15 protein-coding genes are annotated in these 16,831 nt (G+C 66.1%); 13 read left to right on the top strand and 2 right to left on the bottom strand.

Annotated elements, in window-relative coordinates:
• The first annotated feature begins 464 nt into the window (after window positions 1–464).
• A complete protein-coding gene (glyS, locus tag AC1DYL_RS22625) occupies window positions 465–2,489 on the top strand; it encodes a glycine--tRNA ligase subunit beta (protein WP_477174877.1) in 2,025 nt (674 codons plus the stop codon).
• Here the strand turns inward: glyS and AC1DYL_RS22630 are convergent.
• Entirely contained in the window at window positions 2,486–3,364 is an 879-nt protein-coding gene (locus AC1DYL_RS22630) for a LysR substrate-binding domain-containing protein (protein ID WP_477174878.1), read from the bottom strand. The two genes, glyS and AC1DYL_RS22630, sit on opposite strands and share 4 nt — an antisense overlap.
• 111 nt (window positions 3,365–3,475) lie before the next feature.
• Here AC1DYL_RS22630 and AC1DYL_RS22635 point away from each other — a divergent pair, with 111 nt between their 5' ends.
• The 4 genes from AC1DYL_RS22635 (at window position 3,476) to AC1DYL_RS22650 (ending at window position 7,320) form a co-directional block, all read left to right on the top strand.
• A complete protein-coding gene (locus AC1DYL_RS22635; protein ID WP_477174879.1) occupies window positions 3,476–3,868 on the top strand; it encodes a DoxX family protein in 393 nt (130 codons plus the stop codon).
• Between the two features lie 108 nt (window positions 3,869–3,976).
• A complete protein-coding gene (locus tag AC1DYL_RS22640; protein ID WP_477174880.1) occupies window positions 3,977–5,125 on the top strand; it encodes a PA0069 family radical SAM protein in 1,149 nt (382 codons plus the stop codon).
• A 93-nt stretch (window positions 5,126–5,218) separates the two neighbouring features.
• On the top strand, window positions 5,219–5,920 hold the full coding sequence (locus AC1DYL_RS22645; RefSeq protein ID WP_477174881.1) for a ribonuclease HII: 702 nt from the start codon (window positions 5,219–5,221) through the stop codon (window positions 5,918–5,920).
• Between the two features lie 269 nt (window positions 5,921–6,189).
• Entirely contained in the window at window positions 6,190–7,320 is a 1,131-nt protein-coding gene (locus AC1DYL_RS22650; RefSeq protein WP_477174882.1) for a DNA methyltransferase, read from the top strand.
• A gap of 64 nt (window positions 7,321–7,384) precedes the next feature.
• Here AC1DYL_RS22650 and AC1DYL_RS22655 read toward each other — a convergent pair whose 3' ends face one another.
• Window positions 7,385–8,461 carry an A/G-specific adenine glycosylase gene (locus AC1DYL_RS22655; RefSeq protein WP_477174883.1) on the bottom strand — a complete coding sequence of 359 codons (1,077 nt, stop codon included), beginning with the start codon at window positions 8,459–8,461 and terminating at the stop codon, window positions 7,385–7,387.
• Between the two features lie 63 nt (window positions 8,462–8,524).
• On the opposite strand from AC1DYL_RS22655, the gene AC1DYL_RS22660 reads away from it, so the two are divergent.
• The 8 genes from AC1DYL_RS22660 to AC1DYL_RS22695 all read left to right on the top strand — a co-directional run bounded on the left by AC1DYL_RS22660 (window position 8,525) and on the right by AC1DYL_RS22695 (window position 16,182).
• On the top strand, window positions 8,525–9,046 hold the full coding sequence (locus tag AC1DYL_RS22660) for a DUF721 domain-containing protein (RefSeq protein ID WP_477174884.1): 522 nt from the start codon (window positions 8,525–8,527) through the stop codon (window positions 9,044–9,046).
• Between the two features lie 87 nt (window positions 9,047–9,133).
• Window positions 9,134–9,793 carry a DsbA family protein gene (locus AC1DYL_RS22665; RefSeq protein ID WP_477174885.1) on the top strand — a complete coding sequence of 220 codons (660 nt, stop codon included), beginning with the start codon at window positions 9,134–9,136 and terminating at the stop codon, window positions 9,791–9,793.
• A gap of 24 nt (window positions 9,794–9,817) precedes the next feature.
• Complete coding sequence (smc, locus tag AC1DYL_RS22670; RefSeq protein ID WP_477174886.1) at window positions 9,818–13,276, top strand: chromosome segregation protein SMC; 3,459 nt, start codon at window positions 9,818–9,820, stop codon at window positions 13,274–13,276.
• Between the two features lie 203 nt (window positions 13,277–13,479).
• Complete coding sequence (locus AC1DYL_RS22675; protein ID WP_477152320.1) at window positions 13,480–13,869, top strand: AtpZ/AtpI family protein; 390 nt, start codon at window positions 13,480–13,482, stop codon at window positions 13,867–13,869.
• A 27-nt stretch (window positions 13,870–13,896) separates the two neighbouring features.
• Window positions 13,897–14,652, top strand: coding sequence for a F0F1 ATP synthase subunit A (locus tag AC1DYL_RS22680; RefSeq protein ID WP_477174887.1), 756 nt, complete (start codon window positions 13,897–13,899; stop codon window positions 14,650–14,652).
• 64 nt (window positions 14,653–14,716) lie between these two features.
• Complete coding sequence (locus AC1DYL_RS22685; RefSeq protein WP_055885023.1) at window positions 14,717–14,944, top strand: F0F1 ATP synthase subunit C; 228 nt, start codon at window positions 14,717–14,719, stop codon at window positions 14,942–14,944.
• A gap of 83 nt (window positions 14,945–15,027) precedes the next feature.
• Window positions 15,028–15,672: a F0F1 ATP synthase subunit B gene (locus tag AC1DYL_RS22690; RefSeq protein WP_477174888.1), complete on the top strand. Its 645-nt coding sequence runs from the start codon at window positions 15,028–15,030 to the stop codon at window positions 15,670–15,672.
• A 6-nt stretch (window positions 15,673–15,678) separates the two neighbouring features.
• Window positions 15,679–16,182: a F0F1 ATP synthase subunit B family protein gene (locus AC1DYL_RS22695; protein ID WP_477152323.1), complete on the top strand. Its 504-nt coding sequence runs from the start codon at window positions 15,679–15,681 to the stop codon at window positions 16,180–16,182.
• The last annotated feature ends 649 nt before the right edge of the window (window positions 16,183–16,831 follow it).

Here is a 16,831-nt window from a genome sequence, read left to right on the forward strand (position 1 = left end):
GACCGGGTGGGCTGCGGGTCGCTGCAGTTCAGGCGGAAACCATCACGGCAAGGACCGGTTCGCCGGTCAAGCCGCTATCACGCGAGGGTCGCTCGATGCGGAGTGGCCCAAGGGACGAAGCCTGGCACGCATGAGCCGGGCGGGAGCAACGAAGGCGGTGCTGGCACTCCGGCCGCCGACCGCGTGTCCCACGTTTCTCGCGATGCGGCAGGGGATGCGCCCCGGCCCTGGTGGCATAGGCCCAAAACCCCGGCCGGCCGGCGAGGCGTGAGCCTCATTCATTCGCGGACTACCGCTACGGGGCAAACGCCTCGCCGGTCCCGCTTCGTTCTGTCCGAGAGGGCAGAGTTCTTTGAAAACTCCGAAGCCGAGAGGCTGTCGGATGCATCAGCTTGCGTCCCGCAATGGACAATCTCCCCTACCCTTGCTAGGCAAACCGCGCTTTCAAACGCCCGGTTATCCCCATGCCCGAACTCCTCGTCGAACTGTTCTCGGAAGAAATCCCTGCGCGCATGCAGCGCAAGGCCGCCGAGGACCTGAAGAAGGCCGTCACCAACGCGCTGGTCGACGCGGGCCTGGTCTATGAGGGCGCCAAGGCATTCGTGACGCCGCGGCGTCTCGCCTTGACCGTAACCGGCTTGCCGGCCCGCTCCCCCGATACGCGCGAAGAGCGCAAGGGCCCGCGCGTTGGCTCACCGCAGCAGGCGATCGATGGCTTCCTCAAGGCGGCCGGGCTCGGTTCCATCGCTGAGGCGAAGATCGAGTCCGATCCCAAGAAGGGCGAGTTCTACGTCGCGCATATCGACAAGAAAGGCGCCGACGCCACCGACATCCTCGCCACCCTGCTGCCCAAGGTGATCACCGGCTTCGACTGGCCGAAATCCATGCAGTGGGGCAATGGCGGGCTGACCTGGGTGAGGCCGCTGCGCGCCATCACCGCCACCTTCGGCACCGACAACGATGAACCGGCGGTCATCCCGTTCAAGTCGAACACCGTCACGTCAGGCCAGACCACCTATGGCCACCGCTTCCTCGCCCCGCAGGCGATCCGCGTGCGCCGCTTCGACGATTATGTGCAGGCACTGGAGAAGGCCAAGGTCGTGCTCGACATCGACCGGCGCAAGGAAATCATCCGCGCCGATGCCGACAACCTCGCCTTCGCGCAGGGACTCACCGTCATCCACGACGAGGGCCTGCTCGAGGAAGTCGCCGGCCTCGTCGAATGGCCCGTGGTGATGATGGGGTCGTTCGACCCGGCATTCCTGGAAGTGCCGGAAGAAGCGATCATCGCCACCATCCGCGCCAACCAGAAATGCTTCTGCCTGCGCGACAGCTCCGGCAAACTGGCGCCGTTCTTCATCATCACCTCCAACCAGGTGGCCGAAGACGGCGGCAAGACCATCGTCGCCGGCAATGAGCGCGTCATCCGCGCCCGCCTGTCGGACGCCCGCTTCTTCTACAACCAGGACCTGGCGCTGCCGCTCGAGCATGGCCTGCCCAAGCTCGAACAGCGCATCTTCCACGCCAAGCTCGGCACCGAGTTCCAGCGCGTCGAGCGGCTGGTGAAGCTGAGCGCCGAGATCGCCCCGCAGGTCGGCGCCAATGCCGAACAGGCCAAGCGTGGCGCGATGCTGGCCAAGGCCGACCTCACCACCGAAATGGTCGGCGAGTTCCCCGAGTTGCAGGGCACCATGGGCCGCTACTACGCGCTGGCCCAGGGCGAGCCCTCGGCCATCGCCAATGCCGTGGCCGACCACTACAAGCCACTCGGTCCCACCGATCTGGTGCCCGCTGAGCCGGTGGCCATTGCCGTGGCGTTGGCCGACAAGCTCGACCTGCTGACCGGCTTCTGGTCGATCGACGAAAAGCCCACCGGCTCGCGCGACCCGTTCGCGCTGCGCCGCGCGGCGCTGGGCGTCATCCGCATCGTCACCGACAACAAGCTTACTTTCCCGCTCCAGGTGGAGCCGGATCTTCTCAGCTTCTTCCACGACCGCCTCAAGGTAACGCTGCGTGATGCCGGCGCCCGCCACGACCTGGTCGACGCCGTGATCGGCAAGGACAGCAACGACATCCTCGAGATCACCCGCCGCGTCGAGGCGCTGGGCCAGCTTCTCGGGTCGGACGACGGGGTGAACCTCCTCGCCGGCTATCGTCGCGCCGCCAACATCCTCTCGATCGAGGAAAAGAAGGACAAGCGCAGCTACGACCAGCCGGTGGCCGAAGAGCAGCTGAAGGTCGACGAGGAAATCGCGCTCGCCGACGCCATCATGAAGGCCGATGCCGCCGTCGCGGCCAAGGTCGCCGCCAACGACTACCAGGGCGCCATCACGGCGCTGGCGACATTGCGCCAGCCGGTCGACAAGTTCTTCGAAGCGGTGCTGGTCAACGATCCCGACGCCGCAGTCCGCGCCAACCGCCTGAGCCTCCTCACCAAGCTCCGCGACACGATGCGGCTGGTGGCGGACTTCTCGAAGGTCGCGGGCTAGGTCCCTGCCCGCGCCAACTCCATGAACGCCCGCACGTTCACCGTCAGGAATCGCTGCGCCGGATAGACGAAGAACACGTTCGCCGGCTCGGTGCTGAAGGCGGGCAGGACGCGGACGAGCGGCCGTTCCGGCGCGACGGCGCCGAAATCCGGAAGCAGCCCGATCCCCGCGCCGCGCAAGACGAAGGTGCGGATGGTCTGCATGTCGTCGGCGCGGATGCGGGTGTTGGTGGGCAGCGAGAATTGCTCGCTCCCCGAGATCAGCTTGAAGCTCTCGGGCATGCGCGAGAACGTGATGATCTGGTGGTCGGCCAGGTCCGCGACCGTGGCCGGCGTACCGGACCGATCGAGATAGTCCGGGCTCGCCCACAGGCCAAGGATGCCTGAGGCAAATTTGCGGCTGAGCATCGTCGAGTCCCGCATCGGACCAGCACGGATCGCGAGATCGACGCCTTCGCCGATCAGGTCCACCTGCCGGTTGGTGACCACGAGGTCGAGATCGACCTTGGGGTATTTGGCGAGAAACAGCTCGCAAAGCGGTGGCAGTGCCGTGCTGGCGATATCAGAGGCTGCGGTGATGCGAAGCAAGCCGGATGGCTCGCTGCCGGCCGCGGCCAGCTGGCTCTCTCCCGCTTCGAGCGCATCGAGCGCCTGAATGCAGTGGGCGAAGTATGCCTCGCCGGCCTCGGTGACATGCATCCGGCGAGTCGAGCGCTGGATCAGCGTCACGCCGAGCCGCTCCTCGAGCCTCGCGATGCGGGCCGAAACCGTGGTGGTCGGCATGCCGAGCAGGCGCGCGGCGGCAGCGAAACTGCCGGCCTGAACGACCCTAACGAACACGTCGATGCCTTCGAGGACCATCGGAGGATTATGCATGATCCTGCACGATGTTTCCATCACTATCCAGATTGTGGGATGACGGCCATTCAATCACTTTCCGCCCAACACGGGCAGCATCGGGCTGCCCCCGTCTGTGGGATCTGAAAAATGAACTTCCTGACCTCAATGGACTTCTGGCTCTGGGCGGCCGCCATCGTCACCGGCGCCTTCTATCTGTTCGCCGGCCTGATGAAGGCGACGCGGCCAATTCCGCAACTCGCCGGAATGATGCGCTGGCCCGGCGACGTGCAGCCAAGCTTCGTGCGCTTCATCGGCGGCGTCGACGCGGCCGCCGGCCTCGGCCTCATCCTGCCGCTCGCGACCGGCATCCTGCCGTTCCTCACCCCGCTGGCCGCCCTCGGTTCCGTCGTGCTGCAGTTCCTCGCTATCGGCTTTCACGGCCGGCGTGGCGAAACCCGGATGACGCTCGGCATGAACCTCATCCTGCTGCTGCTCTCGGCCTTCGTGTTGTGGGGACGCCGCGGCCTGCTCGGCATCTGACAAACTTATCCCCGCCTGTTTGTTCTTGTTCTGTTCTCATGCAACTGCTATTCCTAACGGAACGTTACCCGGGTGGCGAGTCGTCGCCCGGACCGTTGGAGATGTCTCATGGCCATGCGCGTCGCCCCGTCATTCGAACAATTGGAAAAGCTGAGCGGCACCCGCGACGCCGACCTGATCGCGCGCAAGTTCGTCGATCCGGCGCTCAATCGCGGACGCGGCGCGCAGACCAACAAGGGCAGCCGCTTCGACAAGCAGAGCCGCGAGGACTTCGACGACGGATGGGGGCAGGTCGAGGATTTGAAGCCGTTCGAAACCATCGAGCATGTCGAGCGCGCCCGGTCGATCATCACCCGCAACGAAAGCCCCGACATCGGCTTCGATCGCTCGATCAACGCCTATCGCGGCTGCGAGCACGGTTGCTCGTATTGCTTCGCGCGGCCGACGCACGCCTATCTCGGCCATTCGGCTGGGCTGGAGTTCGAGCGAGACATCTATGTGAAGGCCAACGCCGTCGACCTGCTGCGGCGCGAACTCGCCGACAAGCGCTACAAGCCCAAGCCCATCGCCATGGGCACCAATACCGACCCGTACCAGCCGGCCGAGCGGAAGCACAAGTTGACCCGCGGCATCCTCGAACTGCTGCTCGAGACCAAGCACCCGGTGACCATCACCACCAAGTCGGCGCTGGTTTGCCGCGACCTCGATATCCTGAAGCCCCTCGCCGAACAGAATTTGGTGCGCGTGGCTTTGTCGATCACCAGCATGGACCACATCCTTTCCCGCAAGATGGAGCCCCGCGCGTCCACTCCCGAGAAGCGCCTCGAGGCCGTTCGGCTGCTGTCGGAAGCCGGCATCCCGACGATCGTCATGGCCGCGCCGATGATCCCGGCAATCAACGACATGGAGCTCGAGCGCATCCTCGACGCCGGCGCGGCGCAGGGTGCTGTCGGCGCCAACGCCATCCTGCTGAGGCTGCCGGGCGAGGTGCGCGACATCTTCCGCGAATGGCTGCTGCGGCATTTCCCGGATCGCGTCAGCCACGTGATGAGCCTCGTGCGCGACACCCGCGGCGGCAAGGACAACGACCCCAAGTTCGGTACCCGCTTCATCGGCGAGGGGCCGTACGCCACCTTGCTTCGGCAGCGGGTCGACTTAGCGAAAGCCCGCTACGGCCTCGACAAGCCGTCGCCGGCGCTGCGCACCGACCTGTTTGCGCCGCCGACGGTGGATGACGGGCAGATGAGCCTGTTCTGAAACGCGTACGATACTCGCCCCATATCCGCCTCGCGTCGGTGGTAGCTGCGGGTGATGCAGAAGAGCGAGCCAACCGGGCAGGCAACTGATGTGATGGCGGTACCGCTTGCGTCGCCAGCCCAACTGGCGATGCTTGAGGACATGCCGTCCGATTCGCCCGCTGTCGTCAGTAAACCCACGCTTAAGTTCGAGCGCGCCGCCATCCGGCGCGGCGCGAAGTTCGTCTGCGGCGTCGACGAGGTTGGTCGCGGTCCGCTGGCCGGGCCGGTGGTGGTATCGGCGGTGATCCTCAATCATCGCCGGGTGCCGGAAGGCCTCAACGACTCCAAGGTACTGACGGCGGCGCAGCGCGAAGAGCTCTATGAAAAGATCATGGCGTCGGCGATCGTCTCGATCGCCGTGGCGCCGCCGACGATCATCGCGCAGCTCAATATCCTGCAGGCATCGCTATGGGCGATGCGGAAGGCCGTGCTGGGCCTGCAGGTGAAGGCCGACCACATCCTCGTCGATGGCAACAAGCTGCCCAAGGATCTGCCCTGCCCCGGCGAAGCCATCGTCGGCGGTGACGGCCGCTCGGTGTCGATCGCGGCGGCGTCGATCATCGCCAAGGTGACACGCGACCGGATGTGCCTGATTATGGACTACGAAGAGCCGCAGTTCGGCTTTTCAAGCCACAAGGGCTACGCTGCACCGCAGCATCTCGAGGCGCTGACCACGCATGGCCCGGGCCGCCACCACCGCATGGATTTCGCGCCGTGCATCCAGGCGCAGCGGATGAAGACAATCGCCGCCTGAGGACAGATCACAGCATCCTCCCGCCGGCGTCATCCCCGCGAGGCGGGGACCAGTGGGATATCTCAGCCTCCACTTGCGTCGCCGCACCGCACTAGGTTCCCGCCTTCGCGGAAATGACGGCGGTGGGTAAGCACAGAAGGAGGTGCGCGGCGTGTCGCACGCCAACCACGTATTCGCGTCTTAACCTCTCGCTAACCGCGAAGCTTAAATCCCCTTTAACCCTAACGCCTTACAACCGATCCCGTTAGTACTGCGTCAGGGTTCGAGTTATGTTGCGTACCGCGCGTATGGCGGCTTCCGCCAATGCGGAGGGGAGCCAGCTCCCCATCGACACCATCCTTGTGGGCGATTGCATCAAGCACATGAATGCCTTGCCGGCCGGCTCGGTTGACCTCGTATTCGCAGACCCGCCTTACAACCTGCAGTTGGACCGGGGCCTCACCCGGCCGGACCAGTCGCGCGTCGATGGCGTCGATGACGCCTGGGACAAGTTCGACAGCTTTGCCCATTACGACATCTTCACCCGCGCCTGGCTGAAGGCCGCGCGGCGCATCCTGAAGCCGGATGGCGCCATCTGGGTGATCGGCTCGTACCACAACATTTTCCGCGTCGGCGCGGCGCTGCAGGACCTCGACTACTGGCTGCTCAACGACGTGATCTGGCGGAAGGCTAACCCGATGCCGAACTTCCGCGGCACCCGGTTCACCAATGCGCACGAGACGCTGATCTGGGCGGCGAAGGATCGCGAAAGCCGTGTCACCTTCAACTACGAGCAGATGAAGCAGGCCAATGACGATGTGCAGATGCGCTCGGACTGGCTGTTCCCGATCTGCACGGGCGCCGAGCGCCTGAAGGACGAGGACGACGAGAAGCTGCATCCGACGCAGAAGCCGGAAGCCCTGCTCTATCGCGTCATCAGCGCGACGACCAAGCCGGGCGACGTGGTGCTCGACCCGTTCTTTGGCACCGGCACCACCGGCGCCGTGGCCAAGAAACTCGGCCGCCACTTCATCGGTATCGAGCGCGAGGACACCTACATCGCCGGCGCGCTGAAGCGCATCGCATCCATCCGCCCGCTCAACGCCGCGACCATCGAGACCGCAGTGCCGAAGCGCTCCGCCCCGCGCGTTGCGTTCGGCTCACTGGTCGAAATGGGCCTGATCGAGCCGGGCACCGAGCTCTACGACGATCGCCAGCGCTACAGCGCCCTGGTGCGGGCCGATGGCTCGCTGGTTTCAGGCGACCACATGGGCTCGATCCACCGCGTCGGCGCGCTCGTGCAAGGCGCCGAGGCCTGCAACGGCTGGACTTTCTGGCATGCCCGACAGGGCAGCCGTCTCGCCCCCATCGATGACCTGCGCACCCAGGTGCGCGCTCAGATGGAACGACTTTCGGCCTGAATCTGACCTCCAATTCAACTCAGGCTGCGCTCGCCGCCGGCATCCACTCAGGTGCCGGCGGCTTTCATTTTTCGGTCCACTCCAAGCCGGCCGCCGCCAGCACCTTGCGGAACACACTCGGCAGTGCCTCCGCGTCGAGTTCGCGCGGATCGGCCCACCAGCCGGCCGTGAGTTCGGCCGGGTCCGGCACCACCGCCGACCACACGTCGAGCTCGAGCCGGAAGTGGGTGAACACGTGGATGACCTGCCCGTGATAGCGCCAGTCCGATTTCACCGGATGCGCGACCTCCCGCTTGTCCGGGGTCCAGTCGGATACCGGCGTCTCGGTCATCTGGGCCAATAGGCCCTTCTCGGCGCGGGTCTGCAGGTAAACATCGCCATCCGCATCGCGCATGACGAAGGCGTGGCCGTAGCGGGTCGGGCGGTCGGCCTTCTCCGGTTTGACCGGATAGAGCAACGGATCGAGTTTTGCGCCGCGGCAACCCGACTCTAGCGGGCAGAGCATGCAGGTGGCGTTGCGCGGCGCGCAGATGGTGGCGCCGAGATCCATCAGCGCCTGCGCGAAATCCCCGGCCCGCTCGGGCACAACCGCCTGCACCGTGCCGCGCACCAGATCCTTGGCATCGCGCACCGGCACATCCAGCGCCAGGTAGCGCGCTACCACCCGGTCGACATTGCCGTCCACCACCGCGACCCGCTCGTCGCCGGTGATCGCCGCAATCGCCGCTGCGGTGTAGGGCCCGATCCCCGGCAGCGTCAGCAGTTCCTCCGACGTCGTCGGAAACCGGCCGCCGAACCGCTCCACGACCGCCCTGGCGCAGGCATGAAGGTTTCGTGCCCGGGCGTAATAGCCGAGGCCCGCCCATTCGACGAGCACCGCCTCGAGTGGCGAGGCCGCCAAGTCAGCAACCGTCGGCCACAAATGCAGGAACCGCGCATAGTATCGCCCCACCGCCGCGACGGTGGTCTGCTGCAGCATGATCTCGCTGAGCCAAACGCGATACGGATCGGCGGCGACACCACGTACCCTGTCGCCCGGGCTCACCCGCCATGGTAGGGTGCGCGCATGCCGGTCGTACCAGGCAAGCACGGCCGACGCATCGAGCGGCATGGGGTTTTGCGGGGCTAAGGCCTTTGACATGATAGCGGCCACAGATGGCCCGGCGGAGCGTGTGGCGCAAGCGGCGACGGGAAGTTGTTACCAGTGGCGGACAAACCGAAATCGAAGCCCAAGGACGACGCACCGCCCAAGCGGCTCAACCGCGCCGTCGGCGTGGCGGAAGCGCTGGGTGGCGTGCTCGATCCGGCGCTGAAGAAGCGCGGCTTTGCAAGCCGCGACATCCTCACGCACTGGTCGACCATCGCGCCGGCGCCCTACGACAAGGTCACCCGGCCGGACAAGCTCAACTGGCCGCGCGGCGAAAAGGGCGCCGAGGGCGCGACGCTCTATCTCCGCTGCCACCGGGGCCACGCACTGGCGCTGGCGCATGAGGGTCAGCGGGTGGCGGCATCGATCAACCGGTATTTTGGCTACTTCCTCGTTGGCCAGGTGCGGCTCAGCGCCGAGCCGTTCGCCATCGAGGATGCGATACCCGAAACTACCCCTGCCCTGCCTGAAGTCACCCGCGCCCGCATCGGCCGCACCGTCGAGCGGGTGAGCGATCCGGACATGCGCGATGCCCTGCGACAACTCGGCCAGGCGATCGCCCGCAAAAAGGCCCGATAGCTCTCGGAATGTTCATCGCCGGTTGAACTTGCCCGGCCTAGTGTGCCCCGATATTAGGGCGAGCAACGAAAAAACGGAGTGAAACTCGTGGCCAACCGTCGCAACATTCTCATCGGGTCCGGCGCAGCTGTCGTCGCCGCAGCGGCGGGGACCAGCGCGTCCTTCCTGTTCGGCGCCACCGGCGCAATGGCGCAGCAGTTCGACGCAGCCAAGTTGATGGCCCCCGCTGGCGGCATCGCCGATCACCCGCTCGGGCCGGCGGACGCCAAGGTTACCCTGATCGAGTACCTGTCGCCGACTTGCCCGCATTGCGCCGCGTTCGCCAACACGGTCTATCCGCAGCTCAAGACCGAATACATCGACACCAACAAGATCCAGTTCATCCCGCGCCCGTTCATGCGCAACGTGCTGGATGCAGTCGTGTTCATGCTCGCCGAGGCCGCCGGTGCCGAGAAGTATCACGAAGTCGTCGACACTTTCTTCCGGACCCAGGATCAGTGGGCAGCGTCACAGACCCCCAACGACGCGATCTTCGCAATTGCCCAGCAGCTCGGTTTTACCAAAGAAAGCTACGACGCTGCCTTGACGAATCAGGACCTGTTCAAGGGACTGGAAGCGATGCGGGATCAGGCGCTGGACGAGTTCAAGCTCCAGGGTACGCCGACGTTCTACATCAACGGCAAGATGATCACTGGGGAAAGCTCGCTTGAGGCTCTCAAGGCCGAAATCGATCCGCTGCTCGGTTAAGACGCGGCCCCTACGGGGCGCGCGATGAAATTCACGCGCCTCAAGTTGCACGGCTTCAAATCCTTCTGCGATCAGACCGAGCTCTATCTGGAGCCCGGTCTGTCCGGCGTGGTGGGACCGAACGGCTGCGGCAAATCCAATCTCGTCGAGGCGCTGCGCTGGGTGATGGGCGAAAGCTCGTACAAGGCGATGCGCGCCTCGGGCATGGACGACGTGATCTTTTCGGGCTCGGGCAGCCGGCCGGGGCGTAACACCGCCGAAGTCACCCTCGTCCTCGACAATTCCGACCGCACCGCCCCAGCGCCACTCAACAACGCCGATGTGCTGGAAGTCACCCGCCGGATCGAGCGCGAGGAAGGCTCTGTCTATCGCGTCAACGGCAAGGAAGTGCGGGCGCGTGATGTCCAATTGCTGTTCGCCGATGCCTCTACCGGTGCGCATTCCCCTGCCTTGGTCCGCCAGGGTCAGATCGGCGAGCTGATCGCCGCCAAGCCGCAGCAGCGCCGGGCGCTGCTCGAAGAAGCGGCAGGCATCTCCGGCCTCCATTCGCGCCGGCATGAGGCGGAGCTCCGGCTGCGAGCTGCCGAGCAAAACCTCGAACGCGTCGACGACGTCATCGCCCAGGTCGAGCAGCAGCTCGAGACGTTGAAGCGGCAAGCGCGCCTCGCCATCCGCTACCGCGCGCTGTCGGGCGATATCCGCAAGGCCGAGGCGACGCTGTTCCACATTCGCTGGATCGCCGCACGCTTCAACGAGAAGGATGCCGAGGCCGCGCAGGCAAAGCTGGTGCGCGATCTCGCCGAGGCGCAGCACGTCGAGCTCGAAGCGCAGAAGGTGGTGTTCCTCGCCGACAAGGCGCTGGGGCCGCTGCGTGACAGCGAAGCCGCTGCCGGCGCCGTGCTGCAGCGCCTCACTATTCTCGCCGAACAGCTCGACAGCGAAGCCCGCCGCGCCGAGGCCCGCCTCAACGAGCTGGGTGAGCGGCTGAAGCAGATCGAGCAGGATGCGGTGCGCGAGCGTGCGTTGGTCGGCGAAAGCGACGAGGCGCTGAAGGCCGCAACCGAGGAACGCACGCGCCTCGAAGCCGAAGCGGCCGGCGAACAGCGGGCACTGGAAGCGGCACGCGCCGCAACCGAGGCCGCGCAGGCCGAGGTCGCCAAGGCCGAAGCCGAGGCGCGCGCCGCCGCCGATGCGCTGGCGCAGCTGCGGGCCCGTCGCGGCGCGGCCGAGCGCAGCGTCGCCGAAGCCCGCTCGCGGGTGACCCGACTCGAAACGCAGATTTCCGATGTGGCGCGCGAAGCCGAGCAGCTGGCGCGCACGCTCGGCGCCGACGCAACGCTCAACGCCCGGCGCGCGGCACTCGAGACCGCGCAGAACAATGCCAAGGCCGCCGAAGCGGCCGCCGTTGCAGCCGAGTCCGCTGCCGCCGGGGCGCAGACCGCTGCCGATGTGCTGCGTCCGGAACTGCAGCAGATCGAAGCAGCGCTGAACCGGCTCGAGGCCGAGGCGCAGACGCTCAGCCGCATCCTCAACCACAGCGGCGCCGGCAAGTGGCCTGCGGTGGTCGACCAGCTCAAGGTCGCCCCGGGCTACGAAACCGCCCTCGGCGCTGCGCTCGGCGATGATCTAGATGCCTCGACCGATGCCGGCGCACCGCTGCACTGGGCCGGTGCTACCTCCAGCAGCGACCCGGCTTTGCCTGCCGGCGCCACGCCGCTGTCGCAGTTCGTCTCCGGCAGCCCGCTGCTGAAGCGCCGGCTTGACCAGATCGGGCTCGTCGATGCTGCCGATGCGGCGCGGCTGATGACCCAGCTGCGGCCTGGCCAGCGGCTCACCACCAAGGCCGGCGGGCTCTGGCGCTGGGATGGCTTCGTTGCCGCCGCCGATGCGCCGACCGCGGCCGCCGAGCGGCTAGCGCAGCGCAACCGGCTCGCCGAACTCGAGGCCGAGGTCGAGGAGGCGCGGGCCCGTCGCAACAGCCGCCGCGCCGATGCCGCCGCGCTCACCGAAGCGCTGAACGCCGCCCGCACCGACGAGCGGCAGAAGCGCGAGGCGTGGCGCAACGCCCAGCGCGAGATTTCTGTCGCCCAGGCCGAGGTCGACAAGGCGCAGCGCGCCATCAGCGATCTCGCCGCCCGGCAGGTGGCGCTCGAGGAAACCCGCACCCGGCTCGACGCCAGCCTCGCCGAGGCCGTCGCCGCCGCGACTGAGGCCGAGCGCCTGCTAGCCGAGGCGGGCGACGAGACTGAAGCCGCAACCCTCGCGACCTCGCGCCAGTCCCTGCTCTCCGGCCTCCGCGAAAAAGCCGACCAGGCCCGGCTGAAGCTCGGTGGCTTCGAGACGGCGGCGCGGATGCGCAGCTCCCGCCTCACCCAGATCGCGGCTGACGTCACCGCCTGGTCCCGCCGCCGCGAAGGCGCCGCGGGGCAGCTGGCAACGCTCGATACCCGCACTGCCGAAGTCCGCGAGCAGATCGTCGCGCTGCAGGCCTCGCCCGAGAGCCTTGCCGAGCGCCGCCGCCAGCTCGATAGCGAAATCGCCGTGGCCCGCGAGTCGCACAAGGCGGCGACCGACGCGCTCAGCGTCGGCGACACCCGGTACCGCGATGCCGACAAGGCGCAGCGGCTGGCGCATGACGCGCTCTCCGGCTTCCGAGCCGAACTGGCGCGGGTCGAGGAGCGCATCAAGGGCCTCATCGCGCAGCGCCACCAGATCGAGCGGCAGGTGCACGAGACGCTCAACATCGAGGCCTCGCAGACCGCCCAGCTCGCCGGCATCAAGCCCGAGCATGCCCTCCCCGCCGAGCCCCAGGTCGAATCGCAGGTCGACCGGCTGAAGGCCGAGCGCGAGCGGCTCGGCGGAGTGAACCTCGGGGCCGAGAAGGAATCGGAGGAAGTCCGCGAGAAGCTCGACCTGATGGTCACCGACCGCGACGACCTGATCGCGGCCATCGCAAAACTGCGCGGCGGCATCCAGAGCCTCAATCGCGAGGGCCGGCAGCGCCTCAACGAGGCGTTCGAGAAGGTCAACGCCCACTTCCAGGAGCTGTTCACTTCGCTGTTCGGCGGCGGCACGGCCGAGTTGCAGTTCGTCGAGAGCGACGATCCGCTGGAAGCCGGGCTTGAGATCCTCGCCCGCCCGCCGGGCAAGAAGCCCTCGACCATGACGCTGCTATCGGGCGGCGAACAGGCGCTCACCGCGATGAGCCTGATCTTTGCGGTGTTCCTCACCAATCCGGCGCCGATCTGCGTGCTCGACGAAGTCGATGCGCCGCTCGACGACGCCAATGTCGAACGCTTCTGCAACCTGCTCGATATGATGACAGAGCGGACGGAAACGCGTTTCCTGGTGATCACCCACAATCCGATTACCATGGCCCGCGTAGACCGCCTGTTCGGCGTCACCATGGCCGAGCGCGGCGTCAGCCAACTGGTCTCGGTCGACCTCAAAAGCGCCGAAGCGGTGGTACGGGTCGCGAGCTGATGCCCCACCATCGCCGCAATAGTGGCGGCCAGAGTCGCGATGACTCAATGTCACACCTGTGCAGGCCGAGCGAAACGCGTGTAATTTCAAGTACTTAGATCGCAGTTCACAGCCTTGACACTGCTGGGGGGCGCCACTATGTTGCCCGCGACTTCGAGGGGCTCCACTTCCATTTTCGGCCCGGAGGCGCAGGGGATAGCGGGATGGCTCAGTCACGCAATACCAAGCGCCCCCCGAGTGGTGAAAAACCGGGGCCTTTGACTTCTGACCTGGCGGCGCGGATCAAGCGTGCGCAGGGCGACAAGGATGTGCCGGGAGACGCGGAAATGACCGCGGCGAACCGGGACATGACCGGATTGAGCCGTGGCTTGCGGCTCGGGTCTGAATTTATCGCGGCCATCCTGGTCGGCGCGGGTATCGGATACCTGCTCGATCTGTGGCTGAAGACCAGTCCCTGGCTGATGCTGGTGATGTTGCTGGTCGGCTTTGCGGCGGGCGTGCTCAACGTGGTGCGCTCCGCAGCAGAAATGAACCGGGCGGCCCCGCCGCCCACGGCCGCGATGCGCGTGCCGGACGACGAAGAAGACGAGTGAAGGCTCCAAGCCTAAAGGGAACAGCAGTTGGCCGATCCGAATAAAGTCGACCCGATCCACCAGTTCCAGATCACCGATATCGTCTCCTTTGGCGGGGGCGGCGTTTCCTTCACCAACTCAGCGCTGTTCATGGCGCTGTCGGTTGGCGTGATCGGCCTCTATCTCCTGCTCTCGACGCAGAAGCGCAGCCTGGTGCCGAACCGGGTGCAGCTGGTTTCCGAGATGCTCTACGAGTTCGTCGCCAAGATGGTGTCGGATTCGGCCGGCAAGGCCGGCATGAAGTTCTTCCCGTTCGTGTTCTCGCTGTTCATGTTCGTGCTCGTCGCCAACATGTTCGGCATGATCCCGTTCTTCTTCACCTTCACCAGCCACATCATCATCACCTTCGCCCTGGCGCTCCTGGTGTTCGTGGTCGTGATCTTCTACGGCGTTTACAAGAATGGGCTGAAGTTCTTCAAACTGTTCGTGCCGTCGGGCGTGCCGGGCTACGTGCTGCCCATCGTGGTACCGATCGAGGTCGTTTCGTTCCTCTCGCGCCCGATTTCACTCAGCGTTCGTCTTTTCGCCAACATCCTCGCTGGTCACATCACCCTCAAGGTGTTCGCGGGCTTCATCGTGACGCTGGGCAGCCTCGGCTTCCTTGGCTGGCTCGGTGCCATCCTGCCGCTGGTGATGACTGTGGCGATCACGGCGCTCGAATTCCTCGTGGCGGCCCTGCAGGCCTACGTCTTTGCAGTGCTGACCTCGATGTACATCAACGATGCGATCCATCCCTCGCATTAAGGTTTCAACCCAATCGGCGTGCCGCTAACAGGTTCGTCAAAGCAGTTCTCAAAGGAGAGAAGTTATGGAAGCTGAAGCAGCAAAGTTCATTGGTGCGGGTATCGCGGCCGTTGGTATGGCCGGCGCCGCCATTGGCGTGGGCAACATCTTCGGCAGCTTCCTGTCGGGCGCCCTGCGCAACCCGGCGGCCGCTCAGGGCCAGTTCGGTAACCTGATTTTCGGTTTCGCCGTGACCGAAGCTCTGGGCATCTTCTCGTTCCTGATCGCCCTGCTGCTCCTGTTCGCAGTCTGATCTCGCGACAGGCGGCGTAAAGCCGAACACACACGGGCTCCGGGTTTCGATCCGGGGCTTTAACGGCCGCAAAGGGTTTCGAGATGGCGGGTTCAGCCCAAAACATCATTGTCGTGGCGCAGGCCGAAGGCGGCGACGTCCTCCAGGAGGGCCAAGTTGTCGCTCCTGCCGAGGAGCATGCCGCAGAGGGTGAGCACGCGGCGACGGATGCCACGCATGCCGGTACCGAAGCGCACTCGGAGGTGTTTCCGCCCTTCGATCCCGCGAGCTTCGGCAGCCAGCTGCTGTGGCTGGCTATCACCTTCGCGGCGCTCTACCTCTTGATGAGCCGCGTGGCCCTGCCGCGCATCGGCTCCATCCTCGAGACGCGCCGCACCCGCATCGAGGGCGACCTCAAGGAAGCCGAACGGCTCCGGCAGGAGACCGAGAAGGCCGCCGCCGCCTATGAGGCAGCGCTGGCCGAGGCCCGCAAGAACGCCCACGGCATCGCCGAGGAAACCCGCGCCGGGATCAAGGCCGACATCGACGGCCGCCGTGCCGACGTCGAGGCCGGGCTCTCGAAGCGCGTTGCCGAAGCGGAGACCCGCATTCAGGCCGACAAGGACGCGGCGCTCGCCAATGTGGGCAGCATCGCAGCCGAGACGGCCCAGGCGCTGGTCGCCAAGATCTCGGGCACTGTCACTGCGGCAGAAGCCCGCGCCGCGGTTGCCGCGGTCACCAAGGAGTAAGGCACCATGTGGAGCTTCGGGTTCGACGCCACCACCGGCGCTACCATCTGGGCGACCGTCGCGCTCGTGATCTTCATCGGCATCGTCGTCTATTTCGGCGTGCCCAAGATGATCACCGGGATGCTCGATGAGCGCATCAAGAAGATCGAGACCGACCTCGCTGAAGCCGAGGCGCTGCGCGCCGAAGCCAAGGCCCTGCTCGAGGACTACGCGCGCCGCCGCGAAGAAGCCGAGAAGGAAGCCGAGGACATCGTCACCGCTGCTCGCGAAGACGCGTTCCGGCTGACCGCCGAGGCCAAGGCCTCGCTGGAAGCCATGGTCGCTCGCCGCGAGAAGGCCGTCGCCGACAAGATCGCCCAGGCGGAAGCCCAGGCCGTCGCAGAAGTCCGCGCCCGCTCTGCCGACCTCGCCGTCGAAGCCGCCCGCGTGCTGCTGGAGAAGCAGGTTGCCGCCAAGGGCGACGTGCTGGTCGACCAGGCCATCAAGGACGTAGCGGCCCGGCTGAACTAAGGTTCGTTGCAGCGCTGAAGTTTGAAATGCCCGCATGATGCGGGCATTTTCTTTGTTGGGTATCCGCATGCTCGATGTCGTCCCGGCGCAAGCAGGGATCCACTACGTCGGCTGTCCAACCTTGCTGTGATGGACCGCGCGGCCCGTGCCAACCCAGCCGTCCGAGCAGTGGGTCCCCGGGATGACGGCCGGTGGGGATGGTGCGAGGCACACTGATGCATCCGACAGCCCTTGGGCTTCGGAGTTTTCAAAGAACCTTCCCCTTTCGAGGAAGACGAAGCGGGACCGGCGAGGCGTTTGCCCCGTAGCGGTAGTCCGCAGATGAAAGAGGCTCACGCCTCGCCGGCCGGCCGGGGTTTTGGGCCTATGCCACCAGKGCCGGGGCGCATCCCCTGCCGCATCGCGRGAACGATGGCAGCTCAGTCGGCGGCCGGARTGCCAGCACCGCGTTTCCTTGCTCCCGCCCGGCTCATGCGTGCCAGGCTTCGTCCCTTGGGCMGCTCCGCATCGAGCAACCCTCGCGTGATAGCGGCTTGACCGGCGAACCGGTCCTTGCCGTGATGGTTTCCGCCTGAACTGCAGCGACCCGCAGCCCACCCGGTCTCCACCGCACCAACCACTCGTCATGATCTCGCTTCGGTGCAGCGGA

This window comes from Devosia sp. P1_H9, assembly GCF_056405135.1.

Bases quoted from the DNA above. Each gene is read 5' to 3' on its own strand.
- AC1DYL_RS22635 (WP_477174879.1), top strand. From the start codon at position 3,476: ATGAACTTCCTGACCTCAATGGACTTCTGGCTCTGGGCGGCCGCCATC.
- AC1DYL_RS22640 (WP_477174880.1), top strand. From the start codon at position 3,977: ATGGCCATGCGCGTCGCCCCGTCATTCGAACAATTGGAAAAGCTGAGC.
- AC1DYL_RS22645 (WP_477174881.1), top strand. From the start codon at position 5,219: ATGGCGGTACCGCTTGCGTCGCCAGCCCAACTGGCGATGCTTGAGGAC.
- AC1DYL_RS22675 (WP_477152320.1), top strand. From the start codon at position 13,480: ATGGCTCAGTCACGCAATACCAAGCGCCCCCCGAGTGGTGAAAAACCG.
- AC1DYL_RS22650 (WP_477174882.1), top strand. From the start codon at position 6,190: ATGTTGCGTACCGCGCGTATGGCGGCTTCCGCCAATGCGGAGGGGAGC.
- AC1DYL_RS22630 (WP_477174878.1), bottom strand. From the start codon at position 3,364: ATGCATAATCCTCCGATGGTCCTCGAAGGCATCGACGTGTTCGTTAGG.
- smc (WP_477174886.1), top strand. From the start codon at position 9,818: ATGAAATTCACGCGCCTCAAGTTGCACGGCTTCAAATCCTTCTGCGAT.
- glyS (WP_477174877.1), top strand. From the start codon at position 465: ATGCCCGAACTCCTCGTCGAACTGTTCTCGGAAGAAATCCCTGCGCGC.
- AC1DYL_RS22685 (WP_055885023.1), top strand. From the start codon at position 14,717: ATGGAAGCTGAAGCAGCAAAGTTCATTGGTGCGGGTATCGCGGCCGTT.
- AC1DYL_RS22690 (WP_477174888.1), top strand. From the start codon at position 15,028: ATGGCGGGTTCAGCCCAAAACATCATTGTCGTGGCGCAGGCCGAAGGC.
- AC1DYL_RS22695 (WP_477152323.1), top strand. From the start codon at position 15,679: ATGTGGAGCTTCGGGTTCGACGCCACCACCGGCGCTACCATCTGGGCG.
- AC1DYL_RS22655 (WP_477174883.1), bottom strand. From the start codon at position 8,461: ATGTCAAAGGCCTTAGCCCCGCAAAACCCCATGCCGCTCGATGCGTCG.